Below are 17,555 nucleotides of genomic sequence, written 5' to 3' on the forward strand. Positions count from 1 at the left end.
TCAGTCCGCTGCCGGCCAGTGGGTCGGCAGCGGCAGCCCCGACGGATTGACGGCGGCGACGATCTCGGTGAGCACCCGGCGCGTCTGCGTCTCCCCCACCCACAGGTGCTTGCCCCCTTCGACGGCGATCAGCTGCGCCTGCGGGATCGTCGCGAAGCGCTCCCGCGCTTCCGCCGGGCGCAGGTAGTCGTCGAACTCGGGCACGAGGATGACCACGCGGTGGCCGGTCTCCCCCCAGGCGGCGACCTCCTCCGCCGTCGCGCGGTGCAGCGGCGGCGAGAGGAGGATGATGCCCTCGATGTCGTGGTCGGCACCGTACTTGAGGGCGAGTTCCGTCCCGAACGACCACCCGACGAGCCAGGGGCGCGGCAGCGCGCGGTCGCGGACGACGTCCATGGCGGCCGCGACGTCGAACTGCTCTGCAGCGCCGCCGTCGAACGTCCCCTCACTGGTGCCGCGCGGCGAGGTGGTGCCACGGGTGTTGAACCGCAGCACCGCGAGATCGGCCAGGGCGGGAAGACGCGCGGACGCCTTGCGGATGATGTGCGAATCCATGAAGCCACCGGCGGTCGGCAACGGGTGCAGCGTGACCAGCGTCGCCACCGGGGCTGCGGCTTCCGGCGTCGCGAGCTCGCCGACGAGCGTCAGGCCGTCCGCGGTGTGCAGCTCGATGTCCTCGCGGCGCGCCGGGAGCTCCAGCGGTCCCCGGATCTCCATGGTCATGCGATCCTCCAACAGTGGTTGTGCCAGTGTCTGCGGTCAGCCAGGGCTGCGGCATCGCCGAGCACGCCGTCGGCGCGCCAGGCCACGAGATGGGCGGTACCCGGTTCGACGGATCGTCCGCAGCCCGGGCAGATGTACGCCTTCTGCGCCTGGAGCGCGGAGACGGGCTGCACCGTCCACTCCACGCCTCGGCGGACCTCGGTGCGCTTCCAGCCGGCGAGGAGACGGTCGAACGAGTCCTCGCCCTCAGGGCGCGCGGAAGGACGTCGGCGTGAGCGGGGCATGGTGCCGGCTCACCACCAGTGGTTGGTGACCCAGAAGTTGTACGCGCCGGCCCAGCTGCCGTAGCGACCCGTGGCGTATCCGGTCGCCCAGCGGAGGTTGTCGACCGGGTTGTAGCCGTTCCCTGGCACCTTGCTGCAGGGCAGGGCCTGGACGAGGCCGCAGGCACCGGAGGAGGAGTTCGTCGCGTTGGGGTTCCAGCCGCTCTCCCGCGAGACGATGTAGTCGACGTACTGCCAGTCGCCCTGCGCGATCCCGGCGGCTGCCATCCACTCCGCGGGTGCGCCTCCGCCGCTGTACGGCGGGAGTCCGCCGCCCCCGGACGACCCGCCCTGCGAGCCCTCGGACGACGACGAGGAGGTGGTCGCCGGGGCCGGCTTCGGCTTGGGCTTCGGCTTGGGTTTGACGTAGACGTCGAAGGAGCCGCGCTCGACGGGAGTGATCGCCGCGCCCTCCACCGTGACCGTGAGGTTCTGGGTGTCCGCCAGGGCCACCGCATACACGGAGTCCGGGGCCTCCGTGGCGATGGGCTGAGCGAGCGCGACGCCGGTGGGCGCGACCATCGCGGCCGCGAATGCGACGACCGCGAGAGAGCTGAAGACGCCCACGACACCGCGGCGGCGCGACCAGCGGCGCGTGCCGCGGGAGGCTGATGCAGCCGCGGCTGCGGGTACCAGCACGGCGTCGCTTCGTTCGGGAATCATGTCGTTTCGGGAGTTCACGATGGAGGACAGTTTACGCATACCTGCCTGAAGAGGCCATCAGACGGCTCAGCGGACCGCCAGGATCACGTCGATGGTGGCGTCCAGGAGCGCGTCGACCTGCTCCTCGCGGTAGCCGCCACGCTGCATGCGGAACGCTGCGGACCGCAGCTGCTCAGCGGACAGCGCGTCGCCGTCCCGCAGGTAGCGGACGATCCGGGAGGTGACGTGGTCGACCTCGTCGACCCGGTACCCGAACGTGAGGAAGCCGGTACGGGCGAACCGGTGGCGACGCGGACGCGCCAGGTGGTCCAGGATGACCTGCGCGTCGGCTCTGGCCTGCTCCACCCAGGCGCCCGCTCCGAGAGACCGAACGGCGCGTTCCCGCTCCCGCGCGGCGAACGCGTCCTCGACCCGTCCGAGGGCCGCGTCGACGTCAGCCACCACGTACCCCTCCTTGACGAGGGGGAAGGAGACGGTGCGGACGTCATCGGCCGTGAGATCGTCCGCGCCGCTCTCGAACGCCCGCCGTGCCGAGGCGAGGAATCCGTCCACCGCGGCACGGTGGTACCCCTTCGTGCGTCCGGTCGTGAGCGCGAAGGCCGGCGTGGCCGCGCGTTGCGTGGCGACCTCGCGACGGTCGTCGTTCATCACAGCACCACTGTCGTTCATCACAGCACCAACCAGGGAGAGAGGAGGAAGTACAGGCAGAGGGCCGGGACGGTCGACGGCAGGATGCTGTCCAGCCGATCGAGGAGCCCACCGTGCCCGGGGAGCCAGGAGCTCATGTCCTTGATCCCGAGATCCCGCTTCAGCATCGACTCGCCGAGGTCTCCGAGCGTGGCGGACAGCAGGATCGCGGCCCCGAAGATCACACCGCCCCACCAGGGCAGGTCGAGCAGGAACATCGCCAGGAGGACGCCCGCCGCGAGCGACGCCACCACCGCACCGCCGAAGCCCTCCCACGTCTTCTTGGGGCTGATCCGCGGCGCCATCGGGTGTCGCCCGAACGCGAGCCCCGCGGCGTAAGCGCCGGTGTCGGCCGCCACGGCGATCGCGATGAAGCTGAGCACCCACCACTGGCCCCCCTCCTGCTCGAGCAGGATGAGGGCCACGCCCGCGAGGAACGGCACGTACACCTGCACGAACCCGCCGATCACGGCGTCGGTGAGCACATCGCCGTACGTGCGCCCATCCTTCGCGACCATCTGGGCGAGCAGGCGCCAGACGATGACGAACGCCACGGAGACGAACAGCATGACCCAGCTCAGCCAGGGCTCCGCGAAGTACGCGGAGAGCACGAGGAAGGTCGCCGCTATCAACTGCGGGATCACGTCGACGCGCCGCCCGGCGGCGCGCAGCGCGCGCGAGAGCTCGTAGACGCCGAGGAGGGCCGCGGCCAGCGCGAACGGGACGAACAGCGCCTTGACGAACAGCAGCGAGCCGAGGAGCGCCGCACCGAAGGCGAGGCCGATCAGGATCGCGAGGACGAGGTCACGTCCGGTGCGCTGCTTGATGCGTTCGTTCGCCTGGTCGAGCTGATCCCGCGCATGCGACACGTGCGTGCCGAACTCGTCCCGCGCCTGGCGCCACTGCTCGCGGATCGCATTGTGATCCGCGGTGTCCAGCCGGTCGGCGGTCACCGGCGCTGCACCCGGCGTCGCCGGAAGCGGCGGTCGCGGGGGCACGCGGTCGGCGTCGAAGGCCGGGAAGGCCGCGTCGCCGAGCGGCACGCCGCCGTCGGGGCCGACCTCCGGCCGCGCCACCGGAGCGCCCTCGTCGGTGCCTCGCGATTCGTCGGACATGCGGACTACACCTCGAGGAGTTCTGCCTCTTTGCGCTTCAGCGCGTCGTCGATGAGGTCGACGTGCTGACGGGTCAGCGCGTCGAGTTCCTTCTCACCACGGGAGATCTCGTCCTCGCCGAGCTCGCTCTTCAGGCCGTCGAGCTCGTCCTTCGCCTTCCGGCGGATGCCGCGGACGTGGACCTTGGCGTCCTCCGCCTTCGACTTCACGAGCTTGACGTACTCCTTACGGCGCTCCGCCGTGAGCTCCGGCATCGTGACGCGCACGAGGTTGCCGTCGTTCGTCGGGTTCGCCCCGAGGTTCGGCATGTCGCGGATGGCCTGCTCGATCGCCTTCAGCGCCGACTTGTCGTACGGCGTGATGATGAGCGTGCGCGCCTCCTGGTTCGCGAGCGACGCGAGCTGAGCGAGCGGCGTCGGCGTGCCGTAGTAGTCGACCAGCACCTTCTGGAAGAGCTGCGGGTTCGCACGACCCGTGCGCACCGTGGAGAAGTCCTCCTTGGCAGCCTCGACGGCCCGGGACATGCGGGTGGTGGTTTCAGCGAGGACGTCCGCGATCACGGTGGCTCCTATCGTCGGGGTGTTCTGGAAATTCTATCGGGAGCGGGCCCCCGTCCCGTGCAGGCGCTCAGGCGGTGACGAGCGTGCCGATGGGCTCGCCCAGGAGAGCGCGGGTGACGTTGCCCGCCGGCTCCATGCCGAAGACGCGCATGTCCATGTTGTTGTCCATGCACAGGCTGAACGCCGTCGAGTCGACGACCTTGAGGCCCTGCTGGAGCGCATCGCGGTAGGTCACGCGCTCGATGCGCTCGGCGTCGGCGTGCTTGTTCGGGTCGGCGGTGTAGATCGCGTCGACGCCGTTCTTGGCGACGAGGACCTCCTGCGCACCGATCTCCAGTGCGCGCTGCGCGGCGACCGTATCGGTGGAGAAGTACGGCAGGCCCGCACCGGCACCGAAGATGACCACGCGGCCCTTCTCCATGTGCCGCTCCGCGCGACGCGGGATGTAGGGCTCGGCGACCTGGGTCATCGAGATCGCCGACTGCACGCGCGTCGCCGCGCCCGCCTGCTCCAGGAAGTCCTGCAGCGCGAGGGCGTTCATCACGGTGCCGAGCATGCCCATGTAGTCGGCCCGCCCCCGGTCCATGCCCCGCTGGCTGAGCTCCGCCCCGCGGAAGAAGTTGCCGCCGCCGACGACGACCGCCACTTCGACCCGGTCGACCGCAGCGGCGATCTCGCGCGCCATCTGGCTGACCACGTCGGGGTTGACGCCGAGCTGCCCGGCGCCGAACGCCTCTCCGGAGAGCTTGAGGAGGACGCGACGGCGTCCGGTGCGTTCAGTCATGGGGGATGTCCTCTCGTCCCGATTCAAGATAGTGCCTGGTGGGCATGAAGAAGGGGTTCGGATCGAGCGATCCGAACCCCTTCGACAGTGCTACGCGCCGACCTTGAAGCGCGCGAAGTCCGTCACGGTGATACCGGCGTCCTTCGCCACCTGGGCGACGGAGAGCTTGTTGTCCTTCGCGTAGTCCTGCTCGAGCAGGGCGACCTGCTTGATGAACGCGGAGACACGGCCCTCGACGATCTTCGGCAGAGCGGCCTCGGGCTTGCCCTCGTTGCGGGAGATCTCGGTGACGATCTCGCGCTCCTTCTCGACCGCATCCGCCGGCACGTCCTCGCGGGACAGGTACGACGGGTTGGCGAACGAGATGTGCTGGGCGATGCTGCGCGCAGTCTCGGCGTCGTCACCCGTGTAGGCGACGACGACACCGATCTGCGGCGGCAGGTCCTTGCTCGTGCGGTGCAGGTAGACCTCGACGCTGTCACCGGTGACGGTGCGCACGCGACGGAGCTCGACCTTCTCGCCGATGATGGCGGCCTCTTCCGAGATGAGCTGCTCGACGGTCTTGTCGCCCGCCGGAGCGGCCAGAGCGGCCTCGACCGAGTCGGCCTTCACGGCGGCGACGGCGTCGGCGACCTTGTCGGCCAGCGCGATGAAGCGCTCGTTCTTCGCGACGAAGTCGGTCTCGCAGGCGAGCTCGACGAGCGTCACGGCGCCGTCCTGCTCGCGAGCGACGACGAGGCCCTCGCTGGTCGAACGGTCGGCGCGCTTGGCGTTGCCCTTCGCACCCTTCAGGCGCAGGATCTCGGTGGCCTTCTCGACGTCGCCGTCGGCCTCCTCGAGTGCCTTCTTGGTGTCGACCATTCCCGTGCCGAGCTGCTCACGCAGCGCCTTGAGGTCGGCGATGGTGAAGTTGGCCATGTGTGGTGGCTCCTTGCTTCGTTGTGTGGGTGTACGAGGGATTACTTGGCGTCTGCGGCCTCGGCGGCGGCGACCTCGGCGGTCTCCTCACCGGAAGCGGCGGCGATCGCCTCGTCGTGCGCCTCGGCACCGGCCTCGTCGGCGGCGGTGGCGTCGGCGGCAGGGGTCTCGACGACAGCGGCCTCGTCGTCGGCGGTCACGACCTCGGCGGCGTCAGCGGACTCCTGGACGGGAGCCTCGAGGAGCTCCTTCTCCCACTCGGCCAGCGGCTCGGCGTCGCCCGACTCCGGGTTGTGCTTCTGCTGCAGGCCCTCGGCGGCGGCGTCGGCGATGATGCGCGTCAGCAGCGACACCGAACGGATGGCGTCGTCGTTGCCGGGGATCGGGTACTGGAAGTCGTCCGGGTCGGCGTTGGTGTCGAGGATGCCGATCACCGGGATGCCGAGCTTCTTGGCCTCGTCGATGGCAAGGTGCTCACGCTTGGCGTCGACCACCCAGAGGGCGGACGGCGTCTTGGTGAGGTTGCGGATACCGCCGAGCGACTTGTGGAGCTTGTCCAGCTCGCGCTTCTTGAGCAGCAGCTCCTTCTTCGTGAAGCCGGAGGCGGAGGGGTTCTCGTAGTCGAGCTCCTCGAGCTCCTTCATGCGGGCGAGACGCTTCGCGATGGTGGAGAAGTTGGTGAGGAGGCCGCCGAGCCAGCGCTGGTTCACGTAGGGCTGGCCGACGCGCGTGGCCTGCTCCGCGAGGATCTCCTGCGCCTGCTTCTTGGTGCCGACGAAGAGGATCGTGCCGCCGTGCGCCACGGTCTCCTTGACGAAGTCGTACGCCTTGTCGATGTAGCCGAGCGACTGCTGGAGGTCGATGATGTGGATGCCGCTGCGCTCGGTGAGGATGAAGCGCTTCACCTTCGGGTTCCACCGACGGGTCTGGTGTCCGAAGTGCACGCCGCTGTCGAGCAGCTGGCGGATGGTGACCACAGCCATGGTCGTCTCCTGATTCTGGCGCGGAGCGCCGTTGAGGTTGTCATGCCGACCGGACGGTCGGACATCCTGGTGCCCGGCTCACGCCCACCCGTTCGGAGAACGGGACCTGCGGGAGTGGATGCCACGACGGAGTCGCTCTGGGCACGCGTAGTCACCCCGAGATCGAGGTGCTCGTCCAGCATACAGGATCATGCGCCGCCGGCTCGTCCTGCACAGGAGCGCGATCCTCGCCCTTCTCCCCCGCTACAGGGTTCTTCCCCCGGGCGTCCGGTCTGCGCGATCGCCCCCGGCGCACACTCACCGCATGGCTTCTCCCTCGGGTTCCCCTCACCTTGTCCGTTCACACTCGTCTCGTGCCGCTCGCGTCGCGATCACGGCGGCGCTCGCCTGTCTCGTGCTTCTGGGCGGCGGCGGCGCCCCACTCGCCGCCCCTGCATCCGTACACGCGGCGACGGCACCCCGCTCCGGCCCGTCCCCGGCCGACAGTTCCGCCTCCGAGGGTGCCTGGCGATGGCCCGTCGACGGTGGCCGCCATGTGAGCGCCGCGTATCGCGCACCGGCGCACGCCTACGGTCCCGGACACCGGGGCGTGGACGTCACCGCCGCCGCCGGTACCGCTGTCGGCGCTCCGGCGGACGGAGTGGTCGCGTTCCAGGGCGTGGTCGTCGATCGTCCCGTGCTGACCATCCGACACGCAGACGGCCTGGTGAGCTCGTTCGAGCCGCTGGAGTCGTCGCTCCGGGCGGGCGACACGGTCAGCCGGGGTCAGGAGATCGGTCGGGTCTCCGCAGGTGGGCACACGGCTCCTGGCGCGCTGCATGTCGGTGTGCGGCGCGATGGGGAGTACATCAACCCGATGCTGCTGTTCGGCGCCGTCCTGCGGGCCCGTCTCCTGCCCTGCTGCGGGACCTGATCTCCGACCGAGCGGGCAGCCGCTCAGGCGCGAGGGTGCGCCAGCCGGTACGTCGCCGTCAGCCGCTCCGCCGAGACATGCGTATAGATCTGCGTCGTGCCGAGGCTCGCGTGCCCTAGGATCTCCTGCACGGCGCGCAGGTCGGCGCCGCCGTCGAGCAGATGCGTCGCCGCCGTGTGGCGGAGGGCGTGCGGCCCGACGGTCTCCGCGCCGACGACGGGTGCGAGCGCACGGGCGACCACCTCGTAGACCGTCCGCGGTCCCAGCCGGGCACCGCGGCTCCCGAGGAAGACGGCAGGCGAGGCATCCGCGGCCCTGCTGAGGAGCGCCGGGCGAGCGCGGCGCAGGTACGCACCGAGTGCATCCCTGGCCGGGGCACCGAATGGCACGACGCGCTCCTTGTCGCCCTTGCCCCGCACAAGAGCCGTCCCGCGGTCGAGATCGAGGTCGTCGATGTCGAGACCGCAGAGCTCGGAGACGCGGACCGCGGCGCCGTAGAGAAGCTCCAGGACGGCGTGGTCACGGAGGGCGACGGGCTCGCCCGAGGATGCGGCCTGCCGATGGCGTTCCAACAGCTCGGACATCGCGTCCTTCGATGCCACGGTCGGCAGCGTCTTCGCCCGTTTCGGCGCCACGAGCCGAAGACTCGGGTCGATGGAGATGATGTCCTGCTCGCGCGCCCAGCCGAAGAACGCTCGCGCGGTGGCCGCACGTCGGGCCAGCGTCGCTCGCGCGTCGCCGCGCTGGGTCGCCTGCCACAGCCATTCGCGCAGCATCTCCAGGTCGATCCGGTCCACCGGACCGCCCGCCACGCTCGCCCCGAGGTCCCGCAGGTCGGAGCGATACGCCTTCACGGTCGCCGGCGACAGCCGGCGCACCTTCTCCAGGTGGTCGGCGAACGCCTCGACAGCGACCGCGAAGTCCATACCTCCACCCTGCCCCTCCCCCGCCCCCCGAGCCGTGCGCCCCGCCGCGAGCCGTCCTATGACGTCCGTGCCGCGCCGATCCCGCGCCAGCCGTCCCCGTCCCGCCGCGCAAGGCCGTCGAGATCGAGGAGGCCGAGCAGCGCCCTGGTCCGCTCGACGGTGAGATCCGCGCGCTGCGCGAGCTGCGCCTCCGTCCGAGCGGTCCGGGTGCTCAGGGCACGGAGGAGCAGGACCCGCCCCTCCTCCGTGGCATCGTGTGCGTGCGGCGACCGCGCGTCGATCGGGAGCATCTCGGCCACCTCCGCCGCGGAGGTGACGCACACCGCGTCGTACTCGCGGAGCAACCGATGACAGCCGGCCGACGAGGCGGAGGTGACGGGACCGGGCACCGCGCCGAGTGGCCTGCCGAGCGTTGCCGCGTGCCCCGCCGTGTTGAGGGAGCCACTGCGCCACCCGGCCTCGACGACCACCGTCGCCTGCCCCAGTGCCGCGATCAGTCGGTTGCGGGCGAGGAAGCGCCACCGGGTCGGCGCCGTCCCGCAGGGCACCTCGCTGACCACGACCCCGTCGACCGCGATCCGCGTGAGAAGGTTGCGGTGCCCGGCGGGGTACGGGCGGTCCACGCCTCCGGCGAGAACCGCGATCGTCCCCCCACCGACAGTCAACGCGGCGCGGTGGGCTGCCCCGTCGATGCCGTACGCGCCGCCCGACACGACAGCCGTCCCCGCGGCGGCCAGGTCGCCGGAGAGGTCGGCGGCGACGCGCTCCCCGTAGGCGGTGGCCGCCCTGGCGCCCACGATGGCGACGCGTGCCGCGCTGGTCAGGAGCTCCGGGCGCCCGCGCGCCCACAGCACCACCGGAGCCTCCGTATCGAGATCGTCGACGGCGAGCGGCCAGTCGGGATCTCCCGGAAGGAGCAGATGGGCGCCCGCCGTCTGCGCCCGCCGGAGGGCATCGATCACAGCCGCCGGATCGGCACGCTGTCGCCACCGCGCCCGCGCCTCGTCGAGCGCCCGTCGTGCGCCCGCAGCGCGGACCATCGGCCACGACCGTCCCCGCGCGTCGAGAGCGAAACGCATGCCGTCGGCCGGTCCGAACTCGCGCACGAGGGTCGCGGCGACGGCGTCCCCGGGATCGGTGACGACGGACCAGGCGACACGTGCGAGCGCCTCCGCCACGTCATCGGTGCCGCGCACTCTCCGAGCGGCGTCGAGCGCATCCTGCTGGGAGACGAGTTCGTCGATCACCGCGCCACCCCCATCCGCAGAAGGAGCGCGCGGCCGATCTCGTCCGTTCCGGGGAGGTCGTGTCCGGCGAGGTCGGCCATGGTCCATGCCACCCGGAGGACGCGGTCGTATCCGCGGAGCGTCAACGCCCCTCGTTCCAGTGCCCGATCGAGACCGGCCCGCGCGTCTGGCGGGAGGCGGAATCCGCCGTGCCGGAGCAGGGTCCCGGGAACCTCCGCATTGCGTCGCCAGGGCGTGCCACGCCATCGCCGCTCCGCTCGAGCGCGCGCCTCGCCGACGCGGCGCCGGGCCTCGACGGTGGTCACCTCGGAGCGCTCCCCCGCGAGCGAGCGTGAGGCGGCGACGCGCGAGACCGGCAGATCGATGTCGAGACGATCGCGTAATGGCCCGGAGAGGCGGGTCGCGTAGCGTCGCAGCGCCTGCGGTGGGCAGATGCAGTCGCCGTCACGCACCCCCCGGTTCCCGCACGGACACGGGTTCATCGCCAGGAGCAGCTGGAACCGCGCCGGGAACCGCACGACGAAGCCGGATCGATGCACGTCGACGAAGCCGGTCTCGAGTGGCTGACGGAGCGCGTCCAAGGCCACCCGGGGGAACTCGGCCGCTTCGTCGAGGAAGAGCACGCCCCGATGAGCCCGTGCGACCGCGCCGGGGCGCGCCGTCCGCGACCCGCCTCCGACCATCGCCGCCACCGAGGCGCTGTGGTGCGGAGCGACCAGCGGAGGCTGGTGGTCGAGCCCGGTCACGGCCTCGCCGCAGAGGGAGCGCACGGACGCGACCTCGATGGCCTCCTGCTCGGTCAGCGGCGGCATGATCCCGGGCAGTCGCCCGGCGAGCATCGTCTTGCCTGCTCCCGGCGGACCGCTCAGGAGCATGTTGTGGCCGCCCGCGGCCGCGACGATGAGGGCCTCGACGGCTTCCTCCTGTCCGAGGACATCGCTGAGGTCCCGGTCGTCCGGTTCTCCCTCCGGCGGCTGCGGGCCGGGAACCGGCTCGACATCCGGCACCTCCACCTCGGCCCCGTGCCAGACTGCCACCTCGGCGAGCGACGCGGCGGCGCGCACCTCGACGCCGGCGACGAGACCGGCTTCCGTCGCGTTGCCGTGGGGCACGATCACGCGCTCGAAGCCGGCGCGTGCAGCGGCGAAGACCGCGGGAAGCACACCGGGGACGGGCCGCAGACGGCCATCCAGCCCGACCTCCCCCAGGTGCACCGTCTGCCGCACGGCACGACGAGCGAGCATGTCGCTCGCAGCGAGGGAGGCGACCGCGATCGCGAGGTCGAAGGCGGACCCGTGCTTGGGCAGACTCGCCGGCGAGAGGTTCACCGTCAGACGCCGCCGGGGCAGCGACAGCCCGGAGTTCACGCAGGCGTTGTGCACGCGCTGCACCGCCTCGCCCAGAGACTTGTCGGGGAGACCGATGATGCGGAACTCCGGCGTCTGCGGCGAGAGGTCGGCCTCGACCTCGACGACATGCCCCTCCGCCCCGGTGAGGGCCACCGACCACGTCCGAGCGGTGCTCACGCGATGTCCTCGAGGTGCTCGATGGACGCGGTCTCCGGAACCGCCCCCACGATGCCGACCGCCTCCACCCGCAGCACCCGTCCCCGTGCCAGATCCGGATGCGCAGCCCGCCACGCATAGGCGAGCTGCCACAGCCGCCGGCGCTTCCGGTCGTCGATGGCGTCGAACGGGTGCCCGAAGGCCGCCGACCGCCGCGTCTTCACCTCGACCACGGAGAGATGCCGACCGATGACGGCGACGATGTCCAGCTCCCCCTGTGGACACCGCCAGTTTCGATCGACGATGCGATACCCGCGCTTCGTCAGGTAGTCCGCTGCCTGCTGTTCCCCGGCTCGCCCGAGGTCATCTTTCGCTGCCATCCCCACAGGATTCCCGGGGCCACCCCGTGACCTCCGCGGTCCGGAGCAGACAGCCCGGCCGCTGTGGAAACAGTGGAGCACGTCACCGTTGTGCAGGAACGGCGGCTGGAGTCACTCCCCGTCGAGCGAGAGCTCCTGCGGCAGTTCGAACTCGCGGCGTTGCAGCTCCTCGACGTTCACGTCCTTGAACGTGAGCACCCGGACGGCCTTCACGAACCGGTCCGCACGGTAGATGTCCCACACCCACACATCGCTCATGGAGATCTCGAAGTAGAAGTCGTGCTCGGTGTCCCGGCGCACGACGTTGACCTCGTTGGCCAGGTAGAAGCGACGCTCGGTCTCCACGACGTACTGGAACTGAGAGACGACGTCGCGGTACTCGCGGAACAGCGCGAGCTCGAGCTCACGGTCGTAGTCGTCGAAGGCTTCCTCATCCATGATGAGTCCATCCTATGGTCGGCGGGCGCCGGTCGCGGCATCCCGGCCGCGACCGCTCAGAAGAGCGTCGGTGCGTCGGCGATCGCCCACGACGAACGGTGGAACGGTGAGAGGCCGAACGACCGGATGGCCTCCCGGTGCTCCGGACTCGCGTACCCCTTGTTGCGGTCCCACTGGTAATCGCGGTGATCCTCGTGGAGCTCGGCCATGTACCCGTCCCTGGCGACCTTCGCGATCACCGACGCCGCCGACACCGAGGCGCAGTCGCGGTCCGCTTTGACGACCGGCCGGACGTTCAAGGGCCCAGGATGCACGCGCGAGACGTAGTCGTGGTTGCCGTCGAGGAGGACCAGAGCGTTCTCGACCGTGGCACCCTGCGCCACCACCGCCAGCACCGCGCGGGAGGCGGCAAGGCCCAGCGCCCGCATGATCCCGACCTCGTCGACCTCCGCGGCGGTCGCCCAGCCGACGCCCGAGGCCTGCACCCACGCAGCCGCGCGGGCGGCGACGTCGGGGCGCCGGCGCTCGGGGACGAGCTTCGAGTCGCGCAGCCCCTCCGGCACGCGGCGACGAGCCCCCTTGGCGTCCATCACCGCCGCCCCGACGGCCACCGGCCCGGCCAGCGCCCCGCGACCGACCTCGTCGAGGGCGATGATCAGGTCACACTCCCCCAGGAGCTTCCGCTCCAGGGTCAGTCGAGGCGTGATGACAGTCATTCGGGGTCCGGCACTCCGTTGAAGATCTCGTGGTGGCCGTCGATCGGTCCGAAGCGGTCGAGCGGCCAGGTCGTCAGGAACGCCTTGCCCACGATGTTGGACACCGGGACGAAACCGCCGCTGGGCAGCTCCTGGTGTGCACGGGCGTCGCGGGAGCGGTCCCGGTTGTCGCCGAGGAGCCACACGGAGTCCTCGGGCACGACGACGTCGAAAGGTTCGTTGGAGGCCGCGGTGTCGCCCTCGGGGAGGTTCAGGTAGCTCAGCTCATCGATCGGGGCACCGTTGATCGTGATCTGCCCCAGCGCGTTGCAGCACACCACATGGTCACCTTCGACGCCGATCACCCGTTTGACCAGATGGTCCTGGGTGTCGGTTGCCGAGATGCCGACAAATGTGAGCACCCAGTCGATGGCCTGGACCAGCGGCGGCTGTGCAGGTGTCTGCGGCATCGGGTCGAGCCAGCCGCCCGGATCCTTGAAGACGACGATGTCACCGCGCTCATAGCCGGTCCAGCGCGGGGTGAGCTCGTCGACGAGGATGCGGTCGTCGATCAGCAGCGTGCGCTCCATGGAGGCCGATGGGATGTAGAACGATCGGACCACGAACGTCTTGATGACGAAGGACACCAGCGCGGCGATGACGACGATGACCAGCACGTCACGGAGGAAGACCAGGAACCCGCGCCGCCGTCGTGTCGGGCGTGCGGACGGAGAGTCAGTCATCTGGTTCCTTCTCGAAGAATGCACCGTGAGCGCACGGCAATAACAAGGTTCGCACACCGGGGACAGAACGAAAGCACCCCGGGACATCGTGTCCCGGGGTGCTGTGAAGAAGCTTCGCGTCAGTTGTTGACGCGCTTCTCCTTGATCTTCGCCTTCTTGCCGCGGAGCTCGCGCAGGTAGTAGAGCTTGGCGCGACGCACGTCGCCGCGGGTGACGACCTCGATGTGGTCGATCACCGGGGAGTGCACGGGGAAAGTACGCTCGACACCCACCTGGAAGCTGATCTTCCGGACGGTGAAGGTCTCGCGGACGCTGTCACCCTGGCGGCCGATGACGACGCCCTGGAAGACCTGGATACGAGAACGGTTGCCCTCGGTGATGTTGACGTGCACCTTGACGGTGTCACCGGGGAAGAACTCGGGGATGTCGGAACGGAGCGAAGCCGCGTCGACGGCGTCGAGGATCTGCATGATCGTCTCTCTCTGCACTCGCCTCAGGTCGGATGCACGGATTAGGAAGGAACAAGAATGGGAGTGTGCCGAACGGCGCTGACGCGTCCGCGGGCTCCCCTGGGGCAGAGCCGGTCACGGCACAAAGAACCATTCTGCCACGGATGGCATGTCCCACCAAAACGAGCGGTCAGGGCCGGTCGTCGGTCTCCCGCACCACGATCACCTCGTGCACGCTGGTCTGCGTCGTCTCCGCGCGGGGCGGGGTCATCGTCGACCAGGAGATGGTCTCACGAATCCGCGCTCCACTCCCCCGCGCTTCATTCCAGAGCTGCCACAGCTGCAGCCACACCAGTCCGATGCCCACCACGATGGCGGCGGCGAGGAGCCAACCGAAAGCGCCATCGATGAAGAAGCCGACCGCGATCGTCAGCGCGTGCCAGAGACCGAACCCGGCGACGTCCCACCACGACAGGGCGCGCTCGGCGCGGACAGACGGCCGGGAACGCGTCAGCAGCGTGAGCAGGAGCTGTCCTACGAAGACCGAGGGCATCGCGATGAGCAGCACCCAGAGGATCGACCACCCGCCCTGGAAGACCGCCCAGCCGATGAGCAGCCACAGCGGCAGGAGGAACGCCGACGGCAGCAGCCAGCGGAAGAAGGCCTGTCGGATCCACATGCTCCGATGCTACGGCGAGGTCGGGCCCCCGTCACGGGTGTTCGCTGAGAGCGGCAGGCGCCGCGCACCCCGTCCGATCAGGGAGAATGGACGGGACGAGAGGACACTGATGATCGAACTGCGCACCCCTGCCGAGATCGATGAGATGCGCGCGGCAGGCCGGTTCGTCGCCGAGACGCTGGCGACCCTGCGCGACGAGACGAAGGTCGGCACCAACCTCCTGGCGATCGACCGCCGGGCCCACGACATGATCCGCAAGGCGGGCGCCGAGTCCTGCTACATCGACTACCACCCGTCGTTCGGCGCGAGCCCGTTCGGCAAGGTCATCTGCACCTCGGTGAACGACGCGGTGCTGCACGGTCTCCCCCATGACTACGCACTCAAGGACGGCGACCTCGTCACCCTCGACTTCGCCGTCTCGGTCGACGGCTGGGTCGCGGATTCCGCGGTCTCCTTCGTCGTTGGCACGCCGCGGGATGAGGACCTGCGTCTCATCGACACCACCGAGCGCGCGCTGACCGCCGCGATCGAGACCTCGGTGGTCGGGCACCGCATCGGTGACATCTCCGCTGCCATCGCTGAGATCGCGCATGGCGAGGGGTACTCGATCAACACCGACTTCGGCGGGCATGGCGTGGGCCGCACGATGCACGGCGACCCCCACGTCGCGAACGACGGCCGCGCGGGCCGCGGGTTCCCGCTCCGCGCCGGCCTCGTGCTCGCGCTGGAGCCCTGGTTCCTCGCGACCACGGACGAGCTGGTCACCGACCCCGACGGGTGGACGCTGCGCAGCGCGGACGGGTCCCGAGGGGCGCACTCCGAGCACACCATCGCGATCACCGACGACGGGCCGATAATCCTGACGGATCGTTCGTTCCTCGGGGTGGACTGACCTCGGCCGCCGGGTCGGCTCGTTCCCAGGATGCGGCCGGCCCCGGCACGATGGTGAACAGCGGGTGCGCCTTCGGGAGCGCCACATCCCCGTGCTGCTGAAGCACCTCAGGACTGCGCTCGGCGAGCTTCGCACGCAGGTGCTCCCATTCCCGCGCGAGCTGACCCGCGGTGACCGGCATCGTCGGAACGGCAGGCTCCCGGCGCCGGATGCGCGTGCGGTCGAAACGGTAGCCGCGGGCGTCCGCCTCGTCGGCGACAGCGATGAGGTACGCGCCCACCGCGGCCAGCGGATCCGCTGCCTCCCGGAAGCGCTCGAGCTGCGGGTGTCGCTGATACCCCTTCGTGGCGTCGGCGAGCACCGCCTGCGCGAGCAGCGTCTCCCGCCAGCAGGCGACGAGACCCTGACGGTCGAGGTACTCAGGGTGCAGCGACCAGATCCTCATACGCGGCGGTAGCGGAACACATCGGTGAGATGGGGGAGGTCGAACTCCGCCTTCCCGCGCGTCTCGTCCGCGCCGTCCAGCACCGCCTCCAGGGCCGCCACCATCCCTGCACGCTCCGCGTCGTCCGCCACGAGGAGACTGCTCACCGTGCCCCAGCGTCGGAGGTAGACCTCGCGGCTGATCCGCTCCGTCCAGCGCACCTCCTCGTGGGCTTCCAGGGCGAAGCCGGGGATGTCGGTCGCCGATGCGGAGGTGTCGTCGTCCGCGCCGACCGCGGGATGCGCCACCCGATGGCAGGCGAGATCCCACGCACAGGCGGGGTCGGCGCGATTCCAGAGCAGCCCGAGCGTCCCGTCGGCGACGAGTGCGCGGGCGATCTCGGCCGCCGCCGTATCCCGGTCGAACCAGTGGAACGCCTGCGCGACGCTGACGACATCGACGGAACCGTCCGGCACGGGGATGCTCTCCGCGGTCCCCGGCCGCGCCTCGACGGTCGGCAGCGTCCGGGCGAGGACGGCGAGCATCGGCGCGGAAGGCTCGACGGCGATCACCCGCGCCGCACGCTCGACGAGCAGGCTGGTGAACTTGCCGGTGCCGGCGCCGAGGTCGAGCGCCGTGGCCACCGGCGCCGGAACGATGATGTCGGCCGCACGCTCCGGGAAGCCCGGTCGGTAGCGGTCGTACTCCTCGCCGATGCCTTCGAACGATCGCGCGCGTGTCACATCCACCATGTCTCGACGCTAACAGCAGTCGTTGCCGCAGACGGTCGCGGTGCGGTCAGTCGTCGGTCGGCGCGTCCGGAAGCAGATCGGGGCGGCGCAGCCGCGTGCGGACGAGCTGCTGCTCGCGCCGCCATGCCGCGATCGCCCCGTGGTTGCCGCTGAGGAGCACATCCGGTACCGCACGGTCACGCCAGACGGAGGGCTTCGTGTACGACGGGTACTCGAGGAGTCCGTCCTCGTGCGACTCCTCGACCAGGCTCGCCGGATTGCCGACGACCCCGGGGATGAGACGGCCGATGGCCTCGATCATCGCCATCGTCGCGACCTCGCCGCCGTTGAGCACGTAGTCGCCGAGGCTCAGCAGCCGCACCTCGCCACGCTCGGCGGCGTACTCGAAGACGCGCTCGTCGATGCCCTCGTAGCGCCCGCAGCCGAACACGAGGTGGTCGCGCCCCGCGAGCTCCCGCGCGGTCGCCTGGGTGAAGACCTCGCCTGCCGGCGACGGGAAGATGATGGTCGGCGGCGCGGCGGTATCCGCGGTGAGCTCGTCGAGGGCGAGCCCCCACGGCTCGGGCTTCATGACCATGCCCGCTCCTCCGCCGTACGGAGTGTCGTCGACGGTGCGATGCCGGTCGTGCGTCCAGTCGCGAAGATCATGCACCTGGAGGTCGAGCAGACCCGAGCCGCGGGCCTTGCCGAGCAGGGAGAGCGTCAGTCCGTCGAAGTACGAGGGGAAGATGGAGACGACGTCGATGCGCACGGGGG

The 17,555-nt window shown here is 70.4% G+C and carries 23 protein-coding genes; 2 read left to right on the forward strand and 21 right to left on the reverse strand.

Annotated features, from left to right (window positions below; all coding sequences use genetic code 11):
- The 9 genes from AB0P08_RS08305 to rpsB all read right to left on the reverse strand — a co-directional run bounded on the left by AB0P08_RS08305 (window position 1) and on the right by rpsB (window position 6,756).
- On the reverse strand, window positions 1-717 hold the full coding sequence (locus AB0P08_RS08305) for an alpha/beta hydrolase (protein WP_363589680.1): 717 nt from the start codon (window positions 715-717) through the stop codon (window positions 1-3).
- Window positions 718-719: 2 nt separating this feature from the next.
- A complete protein-coding gene (locus AB0P08_RS08310; protein WP_232089226.1) occupies window positions 720-1,007 on the reverse strand; it encodes an Rv1322 family protein in 288 nt (95 codons plus the stop codon).
- 9 nt (window positions 1,008-1,016) lie between these two features.
- The gene (locus AB0P08_RS08315) at window positions 1,017-1,709 is read right to left on the reverse strand and encodes an aggregation-promoting factor C-terminal-like domain-containing protein (RefSeq protein ID WP_363589297.1); all 693 of its coding nucleotides are present in this window, start codon (window positions 1,707-1,709) and stop codon (window positions 1,017-1,019) included.
- A gap of 66 nt (window positions 1,710-1,775) precedes the next feature.
- Window positions 1,776-2,357 carry a DivIVA domain-containing protein gene (locus tag AB0P08_RS08320; RefSeq protein WP_187664144.1) on the reverse strand — a complete coding sequence of 194 codons (582 nt, stop codon included), beginning with the start codon at window positions 2,355-2,357 and terminating at the stop codon, window positions 1,776-1,778.
- A 20-nt stretch (window positions 2,358-2,377) separates the two neighbouring features.
- Complete coding sequence (locus AB0P08_RS08325; protein WP_363589299.1) at window positions 2,378-3,511, reverse strand: phosphatidate cytidylyltransferase; 1,134 nt, start codon at window positions 3,509-3,511, stop codon at window positions 2,378-2,380.
- 5 nt (window positions 3,512-3,516) lie between these two features.
- Complete coding sequence (frr, locus tag AB0P08_RS08330) at window positions 3,517-4,071, reverse strand: ribosome recycling factor (RefSeq protein WP_187664001.1); 555 nt, start codon at window positions 4,069-4,071, stop codon at window positions 3,517-3,519.
- Window positions 4,072-4,138: 67 nt separating this feature from the next.
- The gene (gene pyrH, locus AB0P08_RS08335; RefSeq protein WP_025103358.1) at window positions 4,139-4,855 is read right to left on the reverse strand and encodes a UMP kinase; all 717 of its coding nucleotides are present in this window, start codon (window positions 4,853-4,855) and stop codon (window positions 4,139-4,141) included.
- Window positions 4,856-4,945: 90 nt separating this feature from the next.
- Window positions 4,946-5,773: a translation elongation factor Ts gene (gene tsf / locus AB0P08_RS08340; protein ID WP_187664000.1), complete on the reverse strand. Its 828-nt coding sequence runs from the start codon at window positions 5,771-5,773 to the stop codon at window positions 4,946-4,948.
- 41 nt (window positions 5,774-5,814) lie between these two features.
- Window positions 5,815-6,756 (reverse strand): 30S ribosomal protein S2, encoded by a 942-nt coding sequence (rpsB, locus tag AB0P08_RS08345; RefSeq protein WP_259951634.1) that lies wholly within the window; start codon window positions 6,754-6,756, stop codon window positions 5,815-5,817.
- A 304-nt stretch (window positions 6,757-7,060) separates the two neighbouring features.
- Between rpsB and AB0P08_RS08350 the strand changes: the two genes are divergently transcribed.
- Entirely contained in the window at window positions 7,061-7,669 is a 609-nt protein-coding gene (locus AB0P08_RS08350; protein WP_363589301.1) for a murein hydrolase activator EnvC family protein, read from the forward strand.
- Window positions 7,670-7,692: 23 nt separating this feature from the next.
- Here AB0P08_RS08350 and AB0P08_RS08355 read toward each other — a convergent pair whose 3' ends face one another.
- From AB0P08_RS08355 to AB0P08_RS08395, 9 genes are all read right to left on the reverse strand, one after another.
- Window positions 7,693-8,595, reverse strand: a complete 903-nt coding sequence (locus AB0P08_RS08355) for a tyrosine-type recombinase/integrase (protein WP_363589303.1) — start codon at window positions 8,593-8,595, stop codon at window positions 7,693-7,695.
- A 56-nt stretch (window positions 8,596-8,651) separates the two neighbouring features.
- Window positions 8,652-9,842: a DNA-processing protein DprA gene (gene dprA, locus AB0P08_RS08360; protein WP_363589305.1), complete on the reverse strand. Its 1,191-nt coding sequence runs from the start codon at window positions 9,840-9,842 to the stop codon at window positions 8,652-8,654.
- The gene (locus tag AB0P08_RS08365) at window positions 9,839-11,368 is read right to left on the reverse strand and encodes a YifB family Mg chelatase-like AAA ATPase (protein WP_363589307.1); all 1,530 of its coding nucleotides are present in this window, start codon (window positions 11,366-11,368) and stop codon (window positions 9,839-9,841) included. Before AB0P08_RS08365 ends, dprA begins: the two co-directional genes overlap by 4 nt.
- Window positions 11,365-11,727 (reverse strand): YraN family protein, encoded by a 363-nt coding sequence (locus AB0P08_RS08370; RefSeq protein ID WP_315636919.1) that lies wholly within the window; start codon window positions 11,725-11,727, stop codon window positions 11,365-11,367. The genes AB0P08_RS08365 and AB0P08_RS08370 overlap by 4 nt, the downstream gene beginning before the upstream one ends.
- 111 nt (window positions 11,728-11,838) lie before the next feature.
- Complete coding sequence (locus tag AB0P08_RS08375) at window positions 11,839-12,165, reverse strand: DUF2469 family protein (RefSeq protein WP_017204525.1); 327 nt, start codon at window positions 12,163-12,165, stop codon at window positions 11,839-11,841.
- Between the two features lie 56 nt (window positions 12,166-12,221).
- Window positions 12,222-12,881: a ribonuclease HII gene (rnhB, locus tag AB0P08_RS08380; RefSeq protein ID WP_187663993.1), complete on the reverse strand. Its 660-nt coding sequence runs from the start codon at window positions 12,879-12,881 to the stop codon at window positions 12,222-12,224.
- The gene (gene lepB, locus AB0P08_RS08385) at window positions 12,878-13,603 is read right to left on the reverse strand and encodes a signal peptidase I (RefSeq protein ID WP_187663992.1); all 726 of its coding nucleotides are present in this window, start codon (window positions 13,601-13,603) and stop codon (window positions 12,878-12,880) included. The genes rnhB and lepB overlap by 4 nt, the downstream gene beginning before the upstream one ends.
- 119 nt (window positions 13,604-13,722) lie before the next feature.
- On the reverse strand, window positions 13,723-14,073 hold the full coding sequence (gene rplS / locus AB0P08_RS08390) for a 50S ribosomal protein L19 (protein ID WP_025103348.1): 351 nt from the start codon (window positions 14,071-14,073) through the stop codon (window positions 13,723-13,725).
- Between the two features lie 169 nt (window positions 14,074-14,242).
- The gene (locus AB0P08_RS08395; protein WP_187663991.1) at window positions 14,243-14,731 is read right to left on the reverse strand and encodes an MFS transporter permease; all 489 of its coding nucleotides are present in this window, start codon (window positions 14,729-14,731) and stop codon (window positions 14,243-14,245) included.
- A gap of 109 nt (window positions 14,732-14,840) precedes the next feature.
- Here AB0P08_RS08395 and map point away from each other — a divergent pair, with 109 nt between their 5' ends.
- Window positions 14,841-15,623: a type I methionyl aminopeptidase gene (gene map, locus AB0P08_RS08400; RefSeq protein ID WP_280567943.1), complete on the forward strand. Its 783-nt coding sequence runs from the start codon at window positions 14,841-14,843 to the stop codon at window positions 15,621-15,623.
- Here map and AB0P08_RS08405 read toward each other — a convergent pair.
- Genes AB0P08_RS08405 through trmD form a run of 3 tightly spaced genes read right to left on the reverse strand, consistent with a single transcriptional unit; the run spans window position 15,568 to window position 17,550 of the window.
- Window positions 15,568-16,068 (reverse strand): pyrimidine dimer DNA glycosylase/endonuclease V, encoded by a 501-nt coding sequence (locus AB0P08_RS08405; RefSeq protein ID WP_363589310.1) that lies wholly within the window; start codon window positions 16,066-16,068, stop codon window positions 15,568-15,570. The two genes, map and AB0P08_RS08405, sit on opposite strands and share 56 nt — an antisense overlap.
- On the reverse strand, window positions 16,065-16,799 hold the full coding sequence (locus tag AB0P08_RS08410; protein WP_363589312.1) for a class I SAM-dependent methyltransferase: 735 nt from the start codon (window positions 16,797-16,799) through the stop codon (window positions 16,065-16,067). The genes AB0P08_RS08405 and AB0P08_RS08410 overlap by 4 nt, the downstream gene beginning before the upstream one ends.
- A gap of 46 nt (window positions 16,800-16,845) precedes the next feature.
- Window positions 16,846-17,550: a tRNA (guanosine(37)-N1)-methyltransferase TrmD gene (gene trmD / locus AB0P08_RS08415; RefSeq protein ID WP_259951647.1), complete on the reverse strand. Its 705-nt coding sequence runs from the start codon at window positions 17,548-17,550 to the stop codon at window positions 16,846-16,848.
- Window positions 17,551-17,555 lie beyond the last annotated feature (5 nt).

Source organism: Microbacterium meiriae, assembly GCF_040686935.1.
Taxonomy (GTDB): Bacteria; Actinomycetota; Actinomycetes; order Actinomycetales; family Microbacteriaceae; genus Microbacterium; species Microbacterium meiriae.

What these genes read in the sequence shown, in the direction of transcription:
- rpsB (WP_259951634.1), bottom strand. Translation starts at nt 6,756, where the DNA reads ATGGCTGTGGTCACCATCCGCCAGCTGCTCGACAGCGGCGTGCACTTC.
- AB0P08_RS08355 (WP_363589303.1), bottom strand. Translation starts at nt 8,595, where the DNA reads ATGGACTTCGCGGTCGCTGTCGAGGCGTTCGCCGACCACCTGGAGAAG.
- AB0P08_RS08305 (WP_363589680.1), bottom strand. Translation starts at nt 717, where the DNA reads ATGGAGATCCGGGGACCGCTGGAGCTCCCGGCGCGCCGCGAGGACATC.
- AB0P08_RS08405 (WP_363589310.1), bottom strand. Translation starts at nt 16,068, where the DNA reads ATGAGGATCTGGTCGCTGCACCCTGAGTACCTCGACCGTCAGGGTCTC.
- AB0P08_RS08310 (WP_232089226.1), bottom strand. Translation starts at nt 1,007, where the DNA reads ATGCCCCGCTCACGCCGACGTCCTTCCGCGCGCCCTGAGGGCGAGGAC.
- lepB (WP_187663992.1), bottom strand. Translation starts at nt 13,603, where the DNA reads ATGACTGACTCTCCGTCCGCACGCCCGACACGACGGCGGCGCGGGTTC.
- AB0P08_RS08375 (WP_017204525.1), bottom strand. Translation starts at nt 12,165, where the DNA reads ATGGATGAGGAAGCCTTCGACGACTACGACCGTGAGCTCGAGCTCGCG.
- rplS (WP_025103348.1), bottom strand. Translation starts at nt 14,073, where the DNA reads ATGCAGATCCTCGACGCCGTCGACGCGGCTTCGCTCCGTTCCGACATC.
- AB0P08_RS08325 (WP_363589299.1), bottom strand. Translation starts at nt 3,511, where the DNA reads ATGTCCGACGAATCGCGAGGCACCGACGAGGGCGCTCCGGTGGCGCGG.
- AB0P08_RS08410 (WP_363589312.1), bottom strand. Translation starts at nt 16,799, where the DNA reads ATGGTGGATGTGACACGCGCGCGATCGTTCGAAGGCATCGGCGAGGAG.
- AB0P08_RS08370 (WP_315636919.1), bottom strand. Translation starts at nt 11,727, where the DNA reads ATGGCAGCGAAAGATGACCTCGGGCGAGCCGGGGAACAGCAGGCAGCG.
- AB0P08_RS08350 (WP_363589301.1), top strand. Translation starts at nt 7,061, where the DNA reads ATGGCTTCTCCCTCGGGTTCCCCTCACCTTGTCCGTTCACACTCGTCT.
- tsf (WP_187664000.1), bottom strand. Translation starts at nt 5,773, where the DNA reads ATGGCCAACTTCACCATCGCCGACCTCAAGGCGCTGCGTGAGCAGCTC.
- pyrH (WP_025103358.1), bottom strand. Translation starts at nt 4,855, where the DNA reads ATGACTGAACGCACCGGACGCCGTCGCGTCCTCCTCAAGCTCTCCGGA.
- AB0P08_RS08315 (WP_363589297.1), bottom strand. Translation starts at nt 1,709, where the DNA reads ATGATTCCCGAACGAAGCGACGCCGTGCTGGTACCCGCAGCCGCGGCT.
- AB0P08_RS08395 (WP_187663991.1), bottom strand. Translation starts at nt 14,731, where the DNA reads ATGTGGATCCGACAGGCCTTCTTCCGCTGGCTGCTGCCGTCGGCGTTC.
- AB0P08_RS08320 (WP_187664144.1), bottom strand. Translation starts at nt 2,357, where the DNA reads ATGAACGACGACCGTCGCGAGGTCGCCACGCAACGCGCGGCCACGCCG.
- rnhB (WP_187663993.1), bottom strand. Translation starts at nt 12,881, where the DNA reads ATGACTGTCATCACGCCTCGACTGACCCTGGAGCGGAAGCTCCTGGGG.
- map (WP_280567943.1), top strand. Translation starts at nt 14,841, where the DNA reads ATGATCGAACTGCGCACCCCTGCCGAGATCGATGAGATGCGCGCGGCA.